At 62.4% G+C, this 18,691-nt stretch carries 19 protein-coding genes; 4 read left to right on the top strand and 15 right to left on the bottom strand.

Going from position 1 to position 18,691, the window contains the following annotated elements:
• The first annotated feature begins 81 nt into the window (after positions 1 to 81).
• Positions 82 to 1,140, top strand: coding sequence for a tRNA 2-selenouridine(34) synthase MnmH (mnmH, locus tag KJP30_RS20105; RefSeq protein ID WP_218451158.1), 1,059 nt, complete (start codon positions 82 to 84; stop codon positions 1,138 to 1,140).
• On the opposite strand, the gene selD is transcribed toward mnmH, so the two are convergent.
• The 10 genes from selD to KJP30_RS20055 form a co-directional block, all read right to left on the bottom strand.
• Positions 1,122 to 3,251 carry a selenide, water dikinase SelD gene (gene selD / locus KJP30_RS20100; RefSeq protein WP_218451157.1) on the bottom strand — a complete coding sequence of 710 codons (2,130 nt, stop codon included), beginning with the start codon at positions 3,249 to 3,251 and terminating at the stop codon, positions 1,122 to 1,124. The genes mnmH and selD overlap by 19 nt on opposite strands.
• A 73-nt stretch (positions 3,252 to 3,324) precedes the next feature.
• Positions 3,325 to 3,858, bottom strand: a complete 534-nt coding sequence (locus KJP30_RS20095; protein WP_218451156.1) for a chemotaxis protein CheD — start codon at positions 3,856 to 3,858, stop codon at positions 3,325 to 3,327.
• Positions 3,855 to 5,069, bottom strand: coding sequence for a CheB methylesterase domain-containing protein (locus KJP30_RS20090; protein WP_246594651.1), 1,215 nt, complete (start codon positions 5,067 to 5,069; stop codon positions 3,855 to 3,857). Before KJP30_RS20090 ends, KJP30_RS20095 begins: the two co-directional genes overlap by 4 nt.
• A gap of 59 nt (positions 5,070 to 5,128) precedes the next feature.
• Positions 5,129 to 5,488 (bottom strand): DUF8776 family protein, encoded by a 360-nt coding sequence (locus KJP30_RS20085; protein ID WP_218451155.1) that lies wholly within the window; start codon positions 5,486 to 5,488, stop codon positions 5,129 to 5,131.
• A complete protein-coding gene (locus tag KJP30_RS20080; RefSeq protein WP_218451154.1) occupies positions 5,485 to 5,871 on the bottom strand; it encodes a response regulator in 387 nt (128 codons plus the stop codon). The genes KJP30_RS20085 and KJP30_RS20080 overlap by 4 nt, the downstream gene beginning before the upstream one ends.
• Before the next feature lie 9 nt (positions 5,872 to 5,880).
• Positions 5,881 to 6,762 carry a protein-glutamate O-methyltransferase gene (locus tag KJP30_RS20075; protein ID WP_218451153.1) on the bottom strand — a complete coding sequence of 294 codons (882 nt, stop codon included), beginning with the start codon at positions 6,760 to 6,762 and terminating at the stop codon, positions 5,881 to 5,883.
• Complete coding sequence (locus KJP30_RS20070; protein ID WP_218451152.1) at positions 6,759 to 7,226, bottom strand: chemotaxis protein CheW; 468 nt, start codon at positions 7,224 to 7,226, stop codon at positions 6,759 to 6,761. The genes KJP30_RS20075 and KJP30_RS20070 overlap by 4 nt, the downstream gene beginning before the upstream one ends.
• Positions 7,219 to 9,372 carry a chemotaxis protein CheA gene (locus tag KJP30_RS20065; protein ID WP_218451226.1) on the bottom strand — a complete coding sequence of 718 codons (2,154 nt, stop codon included), beginning with the start codon at positions 9,370 to 9,372 and terminating at the stop codon, positions 7,219 to 7,221. Before KJP30_RS20065 ends, KJP30_RS20070 begins: the two co-directional genes overlap by 8 nt.
• Before the next feature lies 1 nt (position 9,373).
• The gene (locus KJP30_RS20060; RefSeq protein WP_218451151.1) at positions 9,374 to 9,748 is read right to left on the bottom strand and encodes a response regulator; all 375 of its coding nucleotides are present in this window, start codon (positions 9,746 to 9,748) and stop codon (positions 9,374 to 9,376) included.
• A complete protein-coding gene (locus KJP30_RS20055; RefSeq protein WP_218451150.1) occupies positions 9,745 to 10,029 on the bottom strand; it encodes an STAS domain-containing protein in 285 nt (94 codons plus the stop codon). Before KJP30_RS20055 ends, KJP30_RS20060 begins: the two co-directional genes overlap by 4 nt.
• A gap of 561 nt (positions 10,030 to 10,590) precedes the next feature.
• Between KJP30_RS20055 and KJP30_RS20050 the strand changes: the two genes are divergently transcribed.
• From KJP30_RS20050 to KJP30_RS20040, 3 genes are all read left to right on the top strand, one after another.
• A complete protein-coding gene (locus KJP30_RS20050; protein WP_218451149.1) occupies positions 10,591 to 11,628 on the top strand; it encodes an ABC transporter ATP-binding protein in 1,038 nt (345 codons plus the stop codon).
• Between the two features lie 47 nt (positions 11,629 to 11,675).
• The gene (locus KJP30_RS20045; protein ID WP_218451148.1) at positions 11,676 to 12,332 is read left to right on the top strand and encodes an ABC transporter permease subunit; all 657 of its coding nucleotides are present in this window, start codon (positions 11,676 to 11,678) and stop codon (positions 12,330 to 12,332) included.
• A 195-nt stretch (positions 12,333 to 12,527) separates the two neighbouring features.
• Complete coding sequence (locus KJP30_RS20040; RefSeq protein ID WP_218451147.1) at positions 12,528 to 12,722, top strand: hypothetical protein; 195 nt, start codon at positions 12,528 to 12,530, stop codon at positions 12,720 to 12,722.
• A gap of 165 nt (positions 12,723 to 12,887) precedes the next feature.
• Here the strand turns inward: KJP30_RS20040 and KJP30_RS20035 are convergent, their stop codons facing one another.
• The 5 genes from KJP30_RS20035 to KJP30_RS20015 form a co-directional block, all read right to left on the bottom strand.
• A complete protein-coding gene (locus KJP30_RS20035) occupies positions 12,888 to 15,089 on the bottom strand; it encodes a 3-hydroxyacyl-CoA dehydrogenase NAD-binding domain-containing protein (RefSeq protein ID WP_218451146.1) in 2,202 nt (733 codons plus the stop codon).
• Between the two features lie 2 nt (positions 15,090 to 15,091).
• The gene (locus tag KJP30_RS20030; RefSeq protein WP_218451145.1) at positions 15,092 to 15,529 is read right to left on the bottom strand and encodes a DUF6841 family protein; all 438 of its coding nucleotides are present in this window, start codon (positions 15,527 to 15,529) and stop codon (positions 15,092 to 15,094) included.
• A gap of 108 nt (positions 15,530 to 15,637) precedes the next feature.
• Complete coding sequence (locus KJP30_RS20025) at positions 15,638 to 16,552, bottom strand: hypothetical protein (RefSeq protein ID WP_218451144.1); 915 nt, start codon at positions 16,550 to 16,552, stop codon at positions 15,638 to 15,640.
• 8 nt (positions 16,553 to 16,560) lie between these two features.
• The gene (locus tag KJP30_RS20020; protein WP_218451143.1) at positions 16,561 to 17,772 is read right to left on the bottom strand and encodes an acetyl-CoA C-acetyltransferase; all 1,212 of its coding nucleotides are present in this window, start codon (positions 17,770 to 17,772) and stop codon (positions 16,561 to 16,563) included.
• A 15-nt stretch (positions 17,773 to 17,787) separates the two neighbouring features.
• Positions 17,788 to 18,426, bottom strand: a complete 639-nt coding sequence (locus KJP30_RS20015; protein WP_218451142.1) for a glutathione S-transferase family protein — start codon at positions 18,424 to 18,426, stop codon at positions 17,788 to 17,790.
• Between the last annotated feature and the right edge of the window lie 265 nt (positions 18,427 to 18,691).

Here is an 18,691-nt window from a genome sequence, read left to right as displayed (position 1 = left end):
GTCCAGCATGTTTTCGACAGAAAATTCACTTGGTTGAACTGTCCCTTTCATTGGCCATGATCGCGGGGTAAATCCTTGGGCATGCCCTTGATCCCTGACCGTCTATCGACCTTCTTTGCCCATGACTTCGACAGCGTGATCGATGTCCGGAGTCCGGCCGAATATGCCGAGGATCGGGTGCCCGGGGCGATCAACCTGCCGGTTCTGGACAATGAGGAACGGGCCCGCGTAGGCACGATTTACAAGCAGGAAAGCCCGTTCAAGGCGCGCAAACTTGGCGCGGCACTGGTGTTTCGCAACGCGGCCAATCACGTGGAACGGTCGCTTTCGCACCATGAAGGTGGCTGGCGACCTTTGGTCTATTGCTGGCGGGGCGGGCAGCGGTCCGGCTCGTTCACATGGATGTTGCGCGAGATCGGCTGGCGGGCGGAGGTCCTGCAAGGGGGCTATCGGACCTATCGTCGCCTTGTCACAGGGTTCCTTTACGATTCGCCTTTGCCGCATCGCCTGATCCAACTGGGCGGTTACACCGGAACGGCCAAGACCGCGCTGCTTTCGCGTTTGGCGGCGCAGGGAGTGCAGGTGCTGGACCTCGAAGGATTGGCGCGGCACCGGGGCTCACTGCTGGGCGAGATGCCGGGCGGCCAGCCGGCGCAGAAGGGGTTCGAATCCGATCTGGCGCGTGCGCTTTGTGCGCTTGATCCGGCCAAACCGGTGGTGGTCGAGGCGGAAAGCAGCAAGATCGGCCAGATCAATCTGCCGCCTGCGCTTTGGGATGCGATGAAGGTTGCGCCCTGGATCGAAGTCGCGGCCCCGATCGAGGCACGGGCGCAGTATCTCGCCAAGGCCTACGAGGACATTCTGGCCGATGCACCGCGTCTGAAGGATCGGTTGACGCCGCTGCGCTATCATCGCGGGCATGAGGTGGTGGATCGCTGGGACGCGATGATTTCCGCTGGCGACCGGCTGGGTTTGTGCCGGGCCTTGGCCGAAGACCATTATGACCCGGCCTACCGAAGTTCGATGCGGGCGCAGGCACCGCAGATCCTGCACCGAGAAGAAGCCGCGTCGCTGGAGGCGGGCGCGTTGGACGAGTTGGCCGCCCGGATCGCGGCGCGGGTTCACGCGATCCGGATCTGACCGGTCTCTGCCGTGATCCTTCCGATGCAGGCCGCTGGATAGCCGGCCTTGCGCAGTGCGGCCAGTTCGGCGGATCCGTCGCCGCCAACCGCCGCCAGCAATCCTCCGGAGGTTTGCGGGTCGATCAGCAGATCGTGGTGGGGCGTTTCCTGAAGATCGGGGAAGGGGGCGCGATTGTCCGGATACAGGCTGGACCGGATCCCCTTTCGAGACAGTTCCAGCGCGCCGGCCATCAGGGGCACCCTATCAAGGTCCAGTTCCGCGCCAGTGCCAGAGTTCATGCAGATGTTCCGCAAATGGCCAAGCAGGCCAAACCCGGTGACATCGGTCATCGCATGGGCGCTGCGCAACAGTGACGAGGCCACCGCCTGTGATTGCACCATCAGGTCCAGGGCGGCGGCAACATCGCCGCCCGACGCATCGCCGGACATTTCCGCCGCCATCAGGACGCCGGATCCGATGGGCTTGGTCAGGATCAGTGCGTCGCCCGGCTTGGCCCCGGACAGCCCGATGGGCACGCCGACACATTCGCCGGCGACGGTAAAGCCGATTGTCATTTCCGAGCCCTGCGAGCTATGGCCTCCGACGATCTCGGCCCCGGCCTCACGGACGACCTGACGCGCGGTTGCCATGATCTCGGCCAAGGTGCGGGCCGAAAGCGCGGGTGCCATGCGTGGCAGGACAAGCGATGCCAACACGGCTTTGGGCCGGGCGCCCATGGCCCAGATGTCACCCAGCGCGTGATGGGCGGCGATCCGGGTCATCACGACCGGGTCGGCCACGAAGGCGCGCAGGTGATCTGTGCTGAGGATGGCCTCGCCCCCGCCGACGCGCACCGATGCAGCGTCATCTCCGGGCAAGGCAGTATCGCCGGGATGTTCGCAAAGAGCGGTCATCAATGCGCCTTGACCCAACTTGGCACCGCACCCTCCGCAAAGGACCTTGGTGCCCAGCTCCTCGGCCCCTGCGGCCCGGGGCGAGGGCAGGGCAGGGGGCTGCATCCGGGGCAGATCCTGTAGTTTTTCCATAAACTTGCGGTCGATCCGGTCTTTCCAGCGCCAGACCCAGCGGCCAGAGAATTTTACGCCCAAGCGATCACCCAGCGCCGATTTCCCGCCTATGCTGACCAGTTTCAGATAGTCCTTTTGCGGGCGGTAGCGGCGCATCTGACCAGTGCCGGCAAGGGCGATGCGCAGGTTATGCGCCAGAACCGGTGCCTGCCTGACCGCATAGACACCGGCCTTGGGTCGCGGGTCAAAAGCCATGTCTGCGCAATCTCCGGCCGCAAACAGGCGCGGGTCCGAGGTTTGCAGCCGGGGATCGACCGTGACAAAGCCATCACGCAACGACAGCCCGGTTTCGGCAAGCCACGAATGCGGGCGGGCACCGGCCGCCCCGCAAATGAAACCGGCCGCGACCTCTTGATCCGCGAGCAAAATCCGGCCCGGCCCGATTTCACGAACCTCGGCCCCTTCGTGAAGGGTGACGCCTGCTGTTTTCAGGGCGCGGCGCAAACGCGCGGCAGACCCGGCAGGAAGCGCGGACAGAACGCGATCCCGTTCCATAAGGTGCAAATCCGCCGGTCGCCCCGCCTTGGACAGGGCATGGCCCATGGCAAGGATCAATTCCGCCCCTGCAACCCCGCCGCCGATCATGGCGACTTCTGCCGGACCGTCCTGATGCAGAAAGGCCTGCCAAGCCCGGGCGAAATCCTCCAAAGGTTTGGCTGGCACCGCGTGTTCGGCAAAGCCGGGGATTTCGGGCATGGCGGTCGTGATGCCAATGTCGATGCTGGCGACGTCGAATCCGATAGGCGGGCGACCCGGCACGATGATCTGGCCACGGGCAAGGTCGATCTGCTGGGCTGCGCCGATGATCAGCCGCGCCCCGGCAAACCGCGCCAAGCGAACCAGATCGATTTCCAGCGCCGCCTTGGGGTAGTGGCCCGCGATATGGCCGGGCAGCATCCCGGAATAGGCGGCTGTGGGGCCGGGATTGATCAACGTCAGCCGGGCACCGGGCAAGGGTTTCATCCCCCATGACCGCAGCAACAGCGCGTGGCTGTGCCCGCCGCCGATCAGCACAAGATCACGGGTGTCGGGGTGGGGCATGTGCTGCAAGTCGGCCTCCCTTGGTGTCTGCGCGCAAATGGCGTCGAAACAGGGGATACCGGTGTCCCGCTTGTCAGAAAAGCGTGATTTCGTCCACTTTCGGGCGCGGGATCGGTGCGGGTTTTTCCACCGGCAGCGCCACGGCATCGGCCGAGACCATCAACTGGCGCACCAGACCGTTTGTCGGCCAAAAGCGGATGCGCCGGGCCGAGGTCCCGCCAACACTGTCCGCGATGCAGGGGATACCTTCGTCGGCCAGAAACTTGCGCGCGAAAGCGGCGTTCGATGCGCCGATGTCGCGCAGGTTGCCCATCATGCTGGCTCCGCCGAAAATCTTGGCTTGCAAGCGGGTCCGTTCCGCGCCCTTACGCAGCAATCCGTTGATCAGCAACTCCATCGCATAGGCGCCGTATCGCACGTTTGCGCCATGGCCCCCTTCGCGATTGGGCAACAGGAAATGGTTCAGGCCGCCGATCTTGTGACCGGGATCGAACATGCAAACGGCGATGCAAGAGCCAAGCACAGTTGTCAGGACGACCGTCGGATCATCGGAGATCTCGAAATCGCCCTGAATGACATTGATCAGTTTTTCGGGATGTTTGGTCATTTTCGTGCTTCCGTGCCGGCGCTTGCGGGGGACCGGCGTTCTGCCAGTAACGCTTCTGCAATCGAATTGAGCGGCAGGACCTTTTGCGCAGCGCGCAGTTCCACAGCGGCCCGGGGCATGCCGTATACCACGCAACTGGCCTCGTCCTGCGCCACGGTAAAGGCCCCCGCGTCGCGCAAAGCCTTCAGCCCTTCGGCCCCGTCGCGCCCCATGCCGGTCAGCAAGGCGGCGGATACTTTTGATCCCAGCGGCACAGCCGAGGCGAACAGGCGGTCGACCGAAGGGACATGCCCGGACATCGGCGCGCCATCTTGCGTGGTCGCCCGGGTGGCGGCGCGACCTTCGAGAACAAGGTGGGCACGGATGCCCGCGCCGATCAGGATTAGGCCGCGGCGCAGGGCATGTGTGCCATTGGCCAATTGGACGGTTGGCAGGCATTGCCGGTCCAACAGACCGGCAAGGCTTTCGCCGAAACCGGTCCCCGTGTGCTGGACAACGAGCGTCGGCGGACAATCCGCCGGAAACCGCGTCAGCACCCCGAGCAGGGCGTCAACCCCGCCGGTGCTGGCACCGATCAGGATGACGCGATCGGTTGCGCTGGCTTCAATCGGGGCCGGACGCGCCGGTGGTCGTATGCCTTGCGGTTGAGACGGGGAAACCGCCGCCGCCGAATGCGAAGACAGGGATCTGGCTTGCGGACGCGGGATCGGATCTGCCGGACTGCGATCCGCCGGACGTTTTGGTGGCTCTGGCTGTGCCGGCTGTGGGCGGTTCCGCCTTGGCGCCGTTTGAGGCTCACCGCGTGTCTTGGCGGCAGGGCGAGAGCTTGAACCCAACCGCGTCAGGGCCGCCAACTGGCGGGCATAAATGTCGTCGGGGGCATCGGCCGGGATGGAAAACAGATCCGATCCCGGAGGCTGCTTTCCGGCCGGGGCTGCCATCAGCCGCCCTTTGCGGCTGGGCAGGGTAACCACCAGCCAGCGGATGTCCAACGTCGAAAAAAGGGCGCGCATGACCTCGAACTCTGGCAAAGCCGCAAGCACATCGGCGATCAGGACCGCCTTGGGTAACTTTTCCTCCACGACGTTGTAGGTGTTCATCAGATCACCGGTCTGGGCAATCACATCGAAGTCCCGCATGCGGTCGACGATCATTGCCAGATGTCGCCTCTGCCCCGCGTCGGGCGTCGCGATCACGACATGTTTTGTCATCATGGCTGCCCTTCATCGGTGTCGCACCCGCCCCACAAAACCGGGGCGGTTGCGAGAGGTCAGAATAATTCAGCGTGCCCGCCCGAAGCGGCGATTTTGACCTGACCGCCCAACCGGCTGGCCATGTCGCGCAGGGGCATGGCCGTCAGTGCTTCGCTGACATTGACCATGCCGCGGCTGTCCGTTTCAGCAGAGATTTGGTCAAGATAGTCGGCGAGTGCGCCAATCGACTGTCGCAACATGTCCAATTCCTGCAGCATGCCGATGGATTTCGTGTCGAAAGCCTCAGTTGAATGCATGATCACCGCGTCGAGCCCGTGCTCCAGACGTTCAAGGCGGCTGTGCAGTCCCTCGAGTTCGGCCGAGGCGCGCCCGGTCGCGACTTTCAGCGGCAGCATGGTCCCGGTGCGCATGGTCATAGACGGCCGACCACGCTTTCAATGCATTGCTTCATCGAGGCCGAGGTGAACGGCTTCTTGATCATGTTGTTCAGGCCCAAACGCTTGGCTTCGGCGACGATCTCAGGGGTCGGACGCCCCGTCACAAGGATAAAGCCCATTTTCTTCAATCCTGGGTGACTGCGCACGGCCTTGAGCAGGCCAAGCCCGTCCAGCCCAGGCATGTTGTAGTCCGACAGCACAAGATGGACGGGGCTTGACGCCATGCGTTCCAACGCAGCCCGCCCATCGTTTTCCGTGACGTAGTTCTTGACCCCGATGTCATCGAGGGCCTGGGTGATCAGGCCACGGCTTGTCGCCATATCATCGACGACCATGACCCTGAGGGAGTCCTTCATTCCCATCTTGCTCTCCTATTGCAGCGAGGGCTGCGCGTCATTGCGCGCCTTGCGATAACTTGTGATTCCGACGCCGGTCAGCCCTTGCATGGCCGGGCCCGAGACCCGTTCGGAATGGCCGATGAACAGCAGGCCCCCGGGGCTCAACATGGCGCTGAACCGCTGCCACAACCGTTTCTGCGTGTCCGGGTCAAAGTAGATGGCCACGTTTCGGCAAAAAATGGCGTCGAAGGGGCCGCGAAAGGGCCATTCGTTCATGAGGTTGAGTTCGTTGAAGGTAATCAACGATTTCAGCCCCTCCAAGACACCGTATGTCCTGCCGTCAGCGTCCGCAGCTGACAGCCATTTTGCGCGGAGCGGGGCCGGGATGCCAGAGGCCTCTTCCGCGGAATAGACGCCGTGCCGCGCCTTTTGCACGATTTTCGGATCGATATCTGTCGCAAGGATCCGCATGTCCTTGCGCGCAGCATCGGGCACCTTGCCCAGCACCGTCATGGCAATGGAATAAGGCTCTTGCCCGGAGGAACATCCGGCCGACCAAATTCTGGTTCGGCCGCCGGACTTGATCCTGTCGCTCAACCCGTCGTCCAGCGCCTGTTCCAGCGTATCGAAATGGTGTTTTTCGCGGAAGAAACTGGTGACATTGGTCGTCAGGGCAGAGATCAGTTCAAGGCGTTCTTCTTCTTCCTCGGCCCGGTCCAGCAGGGAAAGATAGTCAGAGAAGTTCTGGACCTGGCGGAGTTTCAGACGCCGGGACAGGCGGGAATAGACCAGCGGCTTCTTGCTCTCGGCGAGGCTTAGGCCAAAACGGTCCTGCGCGAGCTTTGCGATGGCGCGAAAGTCCGCATCGCTGAAAGGGATGTCGCGTTTATAGCTGCCCGGCGAAAGCGAGTTCATGCAGGCAGCCCCTTGCCGCTGTCGACAACTGCGCCAAGATTGACGACGCGCACCATGGTTTCATCGACAGAGATCATGCCAAGAATACTGTTTCGCGTGGCTTCGGACTTGATGTCAGGGGTTTCCTGAATGGCGCTTTTTTCCACCGACAGGATCTCGGACACGGATTCGACCAACAGTCCGATGGTGGCCCCGTCGACGGCGGCAACGATCACCACGTTGCGTTCGTTGGCAGGGGTCGCGCCCAGACCAAAGCGGGCGGACAGGTCGAAAATCGGGATCACTGCCCCGCGCAGGTTCATGACGCCCAGCACGTCTGCGGGCGTGTGGGGCAGGGCGGTGACGGGCGTCCATCGGCGGATTTCACGGATCTGCGTGATCTCAAGGCAATAGCTTTGCCCACCGGCGGAGAAGGTGATGAATTCGAACTGCGTGTCCGCGTGTGCTTCTGCGGGCTCAGCCATGACGAAGCTCCATTCTGCTGTGCTGTGCAAATAGGTCGTTGCCCGAGGCATGGGCGAGTTTGATCAGTTCTTCGGGGTCGAGGATCAGGGCGATTTTGCCATCGCCCAAAATGGTGGCTGCCGATACGCCGGGGATCGCGGCATAATTGCTCTCCAGGCTCTTGATGACCACCTGCCGCTGGTCGTGAATCGATGTCACGCGCAAAGCGGTCAGTCCCTGCATTTCGGTGCTGACCAACAGAAGGATGCCCGCGCCGTTGGAGTCGCCTGATTTGCCCAGACCCAGACTTTCCGCCACATCGACGATCGGCACGTAGGATCCGCGCACGCTGACAACTTCGCTGTCGGTGCCGACCACGTGGATGTCGCGGGCGTTTGGGCGGATCGTTTCCAGGATCGACGAAATCGGGATAACCATGGTCTGATCGGCGACGGAGATCACAAAGCCGTCCATCACCGCCAGGGTCAGTGGCAGGACTATGGCAAAGGTCGTGCCCTTGCCAGGTGTGGATGTGATGGACACGCGACCGCCCAGGGCGTGGACGGCGTTCTTGACCACATCCATGCCGACACCACGACCTGATAGCGCCGATACCTGTCCGGCGGTCGAAAACCCGGGCAGAAACAGGAGGTTGTCGATCTCGGGATCGGACAGTTCCACGTCCGCCGGCACCAACCCTTTTTCGATGGCCTTTGCCAGGATGCGTTCGCGGTTCAACCCGGCCCCGTCGTCCGAAATTTCGATGAACACGCTGCCGGAACGATGTGCGGCAGACAGCCGGATCGTGCCGACGGCATCCTTGCCCACGTCTTCGCGCACTGATGGTTGTTCCAGCCCATGGTCTACGGCGTTGCGAACCATATGGGTCAGCGGATCGGCAAGGCGTTCGATCACGGTCTTGTCGACTTCGGTCGAATCACCGACCGTGACCATCTTGGCTTTTTTGCCGGTGGCATCCGATGCTTCGCGCACGATGCGGGACATCCGCTGGAACAGCGGTTTTACGGGCTGGGCGCGGATCGCCATCACGCCTTCCTGAATGTCGCGCGCCAATAGCTTGTAGGCTTCCAGCTCGTTGGTCAGATGGGCGACCGTCGGCAGGTCAAGCTCTTCGATCCTTTGCGAAATCATCGCCTGGTTGATGATCAGTTCACCCACGGTATTGATCAGCCGGTCCACCCGGTCCAGATCGACGCGCAGGGTCGGCTTGGGACCGCGTGATTCCTTGCTTGCGCCGGTGGAAGGCGATTTCGAGGGACCGGCTTCAGGCTTTTTTCCCGGATCGGACTCCGCGGGGGCCACTGGCGCAGACAAGTCCACCGGCGCGACAATCTCGGGAAGGTCGGGCATGGCGATCTCCGCCGCACTCGCGTCGGGCAGGTCGATCACCGGGGGCGATGTTTCCTCGACCGAAATCTCTAGCTCGCACAAACCCTCGACGAATTCGAAAACTTCGTGAAGCGTGGTTTCCGGCTCTCCGGTGTTCAGCGTCAGATGCCATGACAGAACCGCGTCGGATGGGTCGAAGGCATCGAAATCCGGGACACGGGACAGGTCAGCCTTGACGCTCAATTCGCCCAGTTCAGCCAGCGCATCGAAGATTAGCAGCGGTTCGTGGCCGTTTTCGTACAGCGCGCGCGTCGGTTTGAACGAAATGTCGAACAAGCGTTGCATGTTGGCGGAGCCGGTTTCCGGCAGGTCGATTTCCGGGCCGTCCATGTCAAGCGTGATCGCTTCGAAACTGAACTCTTCTGCGGCGGTTTCGTCGCCCAGATAGCTTTCCAACTCCGCGACAAGGCCGTTTTCGCCTTCGTCGTCGAGATGGCTGTCATCCCGGGCTGCAGCCACGAGGTCGGAAAGGTGATCGCCTGCCCGGTGGAACAGGGCCATCAGCTTTTCATCCACGGCCAGGTCACGATCGCGTACCTTGTCCATCACGGTTTCGAAACTGTGAGCAAAGGAGACCAGCCGGTCGAGCGCAAAGGCCCCGGCGCCGCCCTTGATCGAGTGCACGGACCGGAAGACGGCGTTCACCACTTCCATGTCTTCGGGCGCTTCCTCCATCTGGGAAAGGCCTTCGACAAGCGCTTCGAGCAGTTCTTCACATTCCTCGAAGAAAGTATCTCTGATCGAATTTCCTGACATCTCAGCCAACATGCCCCGTCAAACGCCGCAAAACCGACACCAGCGAGGCATCATCGAACGGCTTTACGATCCAGCCCGTCGCACCGGCGTTGCGGGCCCGCGACTTCAACTCGTCCGAGCTTTCGGTGGTCAGGACGAGGATCGGAACATTGGTACGGTTCGGGCCGCCGCGCAGCGTGTCGATCACGCCGAAACCATCCATCCGGGGCATGTTGATGTCGGTGATGACCACGTCCGGATCAACATCGGGGAAAATCTCGACCCCTTCCTGTCCGTCGCAGGCAGAGTGAAATTCGAACCCCGCCCCCTCAAGAGAAACGCGCAGAAGGTTGCGGATCGTTCGCGAGTCGTCGATCGCCAGAACTTTGGTCGTCATTGCATCGGTTCCTTGTCGAAATGTTCGGGAGAGAGACCGAGCCTTTCGAGCCCCTCACGAAAGCTTGGCGACATGTCGGAGATGTCGAAGGAATGCCCGTCCACGGCCCATTGTTTCTCTGCCACCAGGAGAAGTTGCAGCCGATGTGAGTCCAACCGCGAGACATCCCGCGCCGAAATCGTGACCGGCGTGCGCCGGGCGTTCAGCAAAAAGGCGACAAGCGGGTCTTCGCCGGAGCGGGCCCGGGCCGGGCCAAGGGCATGGAAACTGATGTCTGACATCGCGGTTATGCATCCTTCATGGCACTGTGTGCGCCTTGACACGGCACATCTGACAGTCGGCAGGAATACGGAGGCGACATTAACAAAGGGTTCCGTTCTGTTGCCGCGCGGGGAGCGGATGTGCAGCCAAAAGTTCCACGTCGGGCAGTTTTTGGTGGAGAAGCGGACAACGAATTGATCGGAATGTATTTTTCGGAAGGTCGTCCTGGTCGCGCAACGTTCCCTCGCGACATTGCGGAAAACCGAAAATTGAACCGATCCTGCCTGAATTTTGGCCCTAGGTGGCGATGCCCCGGCCGATCAAGGCATTGGGACTCACGTGCTCTCGGTCGCTTTGGGGCAGCGTAGGCGGGCAGCATTCCGGCGTTTCGATCCGGTTGGCGGCGCGCGACGAAAGACGTCCCGCGGGTCGGCTCCCTGAATTTGAACGGGCAGGTTGCATCTGCTTGTCACAATTTCGCGCTATTCGATGCGTCAGGATTGCAGGAGGGGGTCATTTTGCACGGTATAAGTGTGCGCCTGGAAGGGGTTGCAATCGAGGAACCGAAGGGGCGGCAAGTCGTGTCCCCTTGCGAATTCAACGTCGAAGCCGGAGAATTCCTGTCAATTGTCGGGCCGGCGGGTTGCGGAAGCTCTGAACTGCTGCGCGGAATCGCGGGCTTCCTGAAGCCGACGCGGGGGCGCGTCTTTATCGGGCATGAAGATCAGTCCGGTTTGGGTCCGAACCGGCGTGACGCGGTTCTGGTGCCCGGTGACCCGGCGTTTTTTCCGCGCAGGACGGTACGGGAAAACCTGTCCTTCGGACCAGCGCAACGTCGCTGGGCAGAGGCGGATCGTACAGCCCGCATTCAGGATCTGATGACGTCCCTTGGCCTTGATGAAGTCGCAGATCAACTGCCGGCCGCCTTGACCAAGGCTCAGAAATTGCAGGCCGCACTTGTTCGGGCGCTTGCGGTCGGGCCAATGGTTTTGCTGCTGGACGATCCGCTTGCAGAGCTTTCCCCTGACGAACGCACTAACTTTGGCGCAAGCCTGCGAGCGCTTCAGCAACGGTTCGCAATCACGGCGATCCACGCCGGTTGCGATCCCCGGGAGGCGCTGGATCTGTCCGACCGCGTGGCGGTAATGCGCTATGGGCGGATTGAACAGATCGACCGTGGCGATGTCTTGCTGGATCGTCCAAAGACCGCCTTTGTGGCCGGGTTCTTGGGACCGACAAACCGTTTGGCGGGGCGCGTTCTGTCCGCTGATGCGGGGCTGGCGATGATCGAGACTGGGATCGGCAGGTTCCGTGCCCGAAACCCGGCCCAACTGGACACCGGTGCCGCCGCCTTCTTGTTTGTCCGCCCGGACGCAATGCAGGTGAACACGCGTGACAACGCGGTATCGGCTGAGTTGCAGCAGGTGGAAGACAGCGGCGCGGGACGCATCCTTGCGTTTGAGACCAAAGGCCAAAGGTTGCTGGTGCGGTGCGCAATGGACAAGACGGGCCCACCGAAACCGGGTGGAAAGGTCAGCCTCGGCTTTGCCGCAAACGCTGCTTTGGTGCTGCCCAAGGCCGATTGGGACCGTGACGAATTGGGTCTCGCCGCGGAATGACATCGAAACAATTGCTATACATCTTCTCCGGTCTTTGCCTGTTGCTCATGATCCTGCCACCGCTGGCGCTGCTTGCGCTGGACATGGGGCAGGTTGAAACGGCCAATCATGCGGCGGACAAGGGGTTTGGGGCGGCTATCGGCATGCCTGTTGCCTTTGGCGCGGGATGGGCCGCTGCGCATGTGATCGACCGTCGGCGCAGGCGCCATGCGGCGGGAGCGGTGGTGCATGCGCCGATGCTGATGCCCGGTCTTGTGATGGCGGCAGCGCTGATCGCCTATTATGGCTTGATCGCTTGGGGGGCGAGCGACCTCGCGCTTGTGACGGCGCAGGCAGTACTGGTGGCAGCTGTACCCGTAGCGGTCATCGCTGCACGACTGCGCCAGCGGCCGGTTGCGCTTGAAGAGATGGCGCTGGGCCATGGCGCGCCGCGCTGGTGGGTCTTTTGTCAGGTCACCTTGCCATTTCTTCTTCCTGTTCTGGCAGCGGCGGCAGGCATGGTGGCGGCGGGTTGGACCGTGACCACGGCTGCCGTGTGGTTGGCCGGGGTGGCAGGCAGCGAGGCAGCCCCGGCACTTTCGGCAAGGGCGGAGGATTTCCTGACCGTTGTCGTTATTGGGGCCAGCGTCTTTCTCTTGATGACGGTTGCACTTGCCGTTGCACAGGCAAGGCGCGATCGACAGGAGCGGGCAAGCCCGGATTGACGGTCGTAGCCAGCGACGGGCGCCCCTAGGTTCGTCTAGATTTTCGGCGATCCTGATCGGAGCGCCGCATTTTTCGGCAGGTCGCACGACTCACCGCGGCACGTTGGGCGCCGGGGCGACAGCAAGGTCGGGCTTGTGGCAAGCTTGGATGTGACCGGGAGGAGACCAAACGCACATCTGCGAAGGAGTCCTCCCATGTGCCTGACTGCCGAAGCGCTTGCGCTTTTCCTGAACCTGCTCACGCCGCAAATGATCGACAGCAGCCCCGGGCGTTTCGTGATCCATGCCACGGAACGGTCAGCCCACTGGGTGGCCGTCGAAGACCGCTGGTGCACCATGGCGCCGCAGATAGATCGCATGGACCGGTTCGCGGCCCTGCATCTGGATTGATCCCATTGCCAAGCGGCGCGCGCTGACGCGCGCACAGGATGTCTCGGGTCCTGCCGGGGCAGGACCCTCGGGGTTTGGTGCCGCCTGACGTAAAAAAACAGGGCCGGTCCATGTGGACCGGCCCTGTCGTTGAACGCCTTGTGGGGCGATTGATGCAGTGCGGGGTCAGGCCGCTGTGGCGGCCTGTGTTCCGAACCGACCGTAGAAGCTTTGGTTCTTGTCCGCCATGTCCCGCAGCAGATCCGGGCAGGCAAAACGCGCACCATGAGCCTCGGTCAGCTGGTCGCAGCGTTCGGCGGCATAGGGCGCGCCGATCATGTCCAGCCAGCTCAGCGGGCCACCCGACCACGGGGCAAAGCCCCAGCCAAGGATCGCGCCCACATCGCCTTCGCGGATGTCCATCAGCACGCCTTCCTCCAGCGCGCGCACGGCTTCGAGGCACTGAACGAACAGCAGGCGGTGCTGAACTTCGGTCAATGAAGGCTGGTCCTCGACCTGCGGGTATTGCGACTTGACGACTTCGGACAGGCCGGTGCGCTTGCCCTTTTCGTCGTAGTCGTAAAAGCCCGCCTTTGCCTTGCGGCCCAGACGCCCCTGTTCCTCCATCCAGAAAATCACCTCGTCGACCTCGCCGTCGGGGTAGGCGTCGCCCATCCCGGCCTTGGTCGCCCGCGCGATCTTGGCGCCAAGGTCGATCGAGGTTTCATCGACCAGTTGCAGCGGACCCAAGGGCATTCCGACCATCTTGGCGGCATTTTCGATCAGGGCGGGCGCGACGCCCTCTTTGACCATGCGTATGCCTTCGTTGATGTAAGGGATGATGCAGCGGTTGGCGTAGAAGAAACGCGCATCGTTCACGACGATCGGCGTCTTGCGGATCTGGCGCACGAAATCCAGCGCCTTGGCCACGGCGCGGTCACCAGTGTCGCGGCCCTTGATGATCTCGACCAGCATCATCTTTTCGACCGGCGAAAAGAAGTGGATGCCGATGAACTGTTCCGCGTTCTTTGACGCCTTGGCCAGTTCGGTGATCGGCAGGGTCGAGGTATTGGTGGCAAAGATACAGTCCTCGCCGGTTACCGCGTCCACAGCCTTGGTCACTTCGGCCTTGATCTTGGGGTCCTCAAACACCGCCTCGACGATCAGGTCACAGCCCTTGAGATCGTCGTAAGAGGTGGTCGCGGAGATCCGCGCCAGCATCTCGTCGGCCTTGTCCTGGGTAATCTTCTTGCGGCTGACACCCTTGGCCGTGTAGTCGGCGCTATAGGCCTTGCCCCGGTCGGCGGCGGCCTGATCACGGTCCAGCAGAACAACCTCGATGCCCGCCTGCGCGCTGACCAGCGCGATGCCTGCGCCCATCATGCCCGCCCCCAGAACGCCGACCTTCTTGACACGCTGGTCGGGCACATCCGCCGGACGCACCGCGCCTTTTTCCAGCGCTTCCTTGTTGATGAACAGCGAGCGGATCATATTGCCAGAAGACGGGTTCATCAGAACGTTGGTGAACCAGCGCGCCTCGATCTTGAGCGCGGTGTCAAAGGGCACCAGCGCGCCTTCGTAGACGGCAGAGAGCAGCGCCTTGGCGGCCGGATAGACGCCTTTGGTCTTGCCGTTCACCATCGCGGATGCACCGACGAAGGTCATGAAACCGGCGGGGTGATAGGGCGCGCCGCCGGGCATTTTATAACCCTTGGCGTCCCATGGTTTCAGGATGTCGGCATCCTTGGCATTCAGCACCCATTCCTTGGCCGCGGCCAGCGGATCTTCGACCACCTCGTCGATCACGCCCGCGGCCTTGGCTTTCTTCGGGTCGTTCAGCTTGCCTTCCAGCAGCAGCGGAGAGGCCGCCATCGCGCCCATCTTGCGCACAAGCCGCGTGGTGCCGCCCGCCCCGGGGAAGATGCCGACCATGATCTCGGGCAGGCCGATCTTGGCCTTGGGGTTGTCGGCGCAGAAAATGCGATGCGTCGACAGCGGGATTTCCAGACCGATGCCCAGAGCGGTGCCGGTCAGCGCCGTGGCAATCGGCTTGCCGCCCTTGTTGGTCTTGGGGTCCATGCCGGCGCGTTCGATCTTGCGCATGATGCGGTGCGCATTCATGATCCCGTCGAACAGGCCCTTGGCCGGGTCATCGCCCGCCATTTCCTTCATCTTGGCGATCACGTTCAGATCCATGCCACCGGCAAAACTGTCCTTGCCCGAAGTGATGACCACGCCCTTGACCGCGTCATCGGCCAGCGCCTGATCGATCAGACCGTCCAGCACGTCCCAGGCTTCGAGCGTCATCACGTTCATGGACTTGCCGGGCACGTCCCAGGTGATGACCGCGACGCCATCAGCGCCGGTATCCATCGTGAAATCAGTCATAGTCATTCTCCAGTGTCATTCGGGTGCCGCCCGGTCCATGCGTGGTGGCCGCGGGCGTTGAGGATGGCCGACATGCGCCAACCCTCGGGATCGGGGTGCAAAAGCGCAGTCGAGGTATAGGGATCCGCCACCCGGCTGCCGTTTCGCATCAGGTGGGTCCGGTAAGAGGCAAGCACCGTACCGTCGGCGCAATGCTCGATTGTCAGGGGTTCGCGGTGGACAAAGTTCAGCCCCATGGCCTTCACGGCGTCGAGGTACAGATTGAAGTTGCGCAGCACGTCTTCGTCTGTGCGCAGCGTGACCGGACCGGCGGCCGTTACCATGCTGAAAGGCAGCCGCATGCGGGCTTGCCATCGGGTGACGTCGCCGGACAGGAAGGGGGCCGAGATATCGGCGATGAAAGCGGCAAAGTCGCTGTCGGTGAACCGGGGGCTGGTCATGTGGCCAACTCCTGTGCCAGCCGAGGCCGAACGGCGATGGCACGTTGCCGTAACAAGCTTGTTCCCGTGTTGATCCTTGGCATCAGCGGTGTCCCTCCCTTGCTCCGGTCATGCATATCCCCCCTGTCCGAAACCCGGTTTAGGGGCCGGCTGCGACTGCAGTGTCGGATGCCCGATGGGATGCGTAACCGAGGTCATGCGCCAGTTCAGATCATCGCCTTGTTCGACGGTCATCGCGCTTTTGTAAGCGGGGATGACCAGACGTTCGCCGCTGAGGATATGGGTGCGATAGGCCCCGTGAATCCTGCGGTCTCCGATGATCTCGGCGGATTGAACCCGCCGCACGATGTCGGTTACCGCATGGATGCGCAGTTGCGTCGTCAGGCGGTTGAAATCCTCCTCCAGCGCCTTTTGATCGGCGATCACCATGGTGCCCGCGCTGGCCTGTACGAACAGCGGATATTGCACTGCCTCGCTCAACAGGTCGAACCTGTCTTCGACATAGGCGCGTGTCACCCGGTCAAGGTGATGCTGAAAGATCGCCTCTGCCGCGCCACCGCCCTGTGCCGCCTGATCGCGGTCCCGGTTTGCGCTGAGCAACGCCTGACCGTGAGGGCCGTCGGCGGGCACCGAATACTGGGTGCCAGCGATCCACCAGCGGTCGCCGGCGCGCACGATCCGGGACAGTGTCAGAACGGGCGAGTTCAACAACCTGCCATCTTGGGACAGCATATGCGTCACATGACAGCTGCGGATGACATCGGGCCCGTCGAACAGCGCCACCTCGATCCAGCGATCCAGCCGCTCCATGCCGATCCGGGCATAATGCCTGCGTACCTCTTCAAAGGTCTGCCGCAAGTCCGTCTCGGTTTCCAGCAGTCGCGTGCCGCCCACCGTCACAATGGACTGGGGCAGACGGAAACAATCCCGGAACAGGTCGAAATCGCCGGACAACAACGCTTGGCCCGTGGCCTCCAGAAAACCAGAGGCCACCTTGCGCGCGATATCCGGCGACATCGTCATCGCGCCGCTCAGATCCGCTCGATGATGGTGGCGGCGCCCATGCCCGACGCGATGCACAGCGTGGCAAGACCGGTGCCCTTGCCGGTGCGCTCCAGCTCGTCCAGCAGCGTGCCCAGAATGATCGCGCCTGTCGCGCCCAGCGGGTGCCCCATGGCGATAGAGCCGCCGTTCACGTTCACCTTGCTGTCTTCGACGTCAAAGGCCTGCATGAAGCGCAGCACGACCGAGGCAAAGGCCTCGTTCACTTCGAACAGGTCGATGTCAGAAATCGACATGCCGCTGTCCTTCAGGATCTTTTCTGTCGCTGGGACCGGGCCGGTCAGCATGATGGTCGGGTCGGTGCCGATCTTGGCGGTGGCCCGAATGCGGGCGCGGGGCTTCAGGCCATATTTCGCGCCGAATTCCTTGTTGCCGATCAAAAGCGCGGCAGATCCGTCAACGATGCCCGAGGAATTCCCGGCGTGGTGAATATGGTTGATCCGCTCCAGATGCGGATATTTCATCAAGGCCACGGTATCAAAGCCCGGCATGACCTCGCCCATGTCCTTGAACGAAGGCTTGAGACTGCCAAGCGCCTGCATGTCAGTGCCCGGGCGCATGTATTCGTCGTGGTCGAGGATCGGCAGGCCGTTCACGTCGCGCACGGTGACGATGGATTTTTCGAACCGCTTGTCTTCCCACGCAGCGGCAGCCCGTTTCTGGCTTTCCACGGCCAGCGCATCGGCATCGTCTCGGCTGAACCCGTATTCGGTCGCGATGATATCGGCGCTGATGCCCTGCGGAACGAAATAGCTTTCCATGGCAAGGCTGGGATCGACGGCAATGGCCGCCCCGTCGCTGCCCATGGCAACGCGGCCCATCATCTCCACACCTCCGGCAATATAGGCGTCACCTGCGCCACCCTTCACCTGGTTTGCGGCCAGGTTCACGGCCTCCAGCCCCGAGGCGCAGAAACGGTTTACGGCAAGGCCGGGAATGCGCTCGTCGAGGTCCGAGGCAAGCACGGCAGACCGCGCAAGACAGCCGCCCTGTTCGCCCACCTGGGTGACATTGCCCCAGATCACGTCCTCGACCGCGTGGCCGTCGAGATTGTTGCGTTCCTTCACGGCGTTCAGCACCTGCGCCGACAGACGCAGCGAGGTCACCTCGTGCAAGGCACCGTCCTTGCGGCCCTTGCCGCGCGGCGTGCGCACCGCGTCGTAGATATAGGCTTCGGTCATCTTCTGTCCTTCTCGTCAGGCCCGGTCCGCTGGGGATCCGGGCATCAGGTCATAGGGGGCTTTCCAACCGGAAAGGCCCTCGATATTGGCAAGCCAACGGTCGATCGCGGGCCAGTCGCCGCGGTCAAAGCCGAAGGGCTCGGGGTAAAACAGGTAGCCGCAGCAAGTCAGGTCCGCGTTGGTGGGGGCAGCGCCCACGATCCAGTCGCGGTTGGCCAGGTGCTTGTCGAGGATGGCATAAGCGCCTTTCAGGCGATCCTGCATAAAGCCGATTGTCTCGGCCGGGCGCTTGTCCTCGGGCAGGAAGTTCATCAGGAACCGGGTGATCCCCGCAAAAGAACTGAGCTTGTGATTGTCCCACAGGACCCAGCGCATGACCTCGCGTTCTTCCTCCTTGGTGCGGCCGCCGAAATGGCCGTAGGTCTCGCTGAGATATTGCTGGATCACACCCGACTGGCTAAGGCGAATATCGCCATCAACAAGTACCGGGCACTCGCCCATTTCATTCACGTCAGACCGGTAAGGATCCCCCCGGGTTTCGCCGTTGAAAAAGTCGACCTGCACTGCCTCCCAGTCCAGCCCCGCCAGTTCAAGCGCAAGCGCTGCCTTGTAGGAATGTCCGGACTCGCCGAAGCAGTAGAGTTTCATGGTCATCGCGCTGGGCCTCCCGTTGCGCTGGATGTCTTCTGTTTCGCCGCGGGGGTTTCACACCCCCGCACCCCCGTGGAGGTATTTTCACCAAGAAGAAGCAGGATGCTCTGCCTTGGGTAACCCCGCGTTAAGGTAAACGCGCCTAAATTTGGTTTGCGGTACAGGCTGGAGAGCCGATGACCGCCCAAGGAGAAGCCCCGCACCTAGCCAAAGGCGCGGGCAAGGCGGGAAGGTCGACTGCTGCCCGGACGTGCGGGTCCGATGTGCG

It is taken from the genome of Antarctobacter sediminis (assembly GCF_019218285.1).
GTDB lineage: Bacteria > Pseudomonadota > Alphaproteobacteria > Rhodobacterales > Rhodobacteraceae > Antarctobacter > Antarctobacter sediminis.
This window is presented reverse-complemented; position numbering and strand designations above follow the sequence as displayed.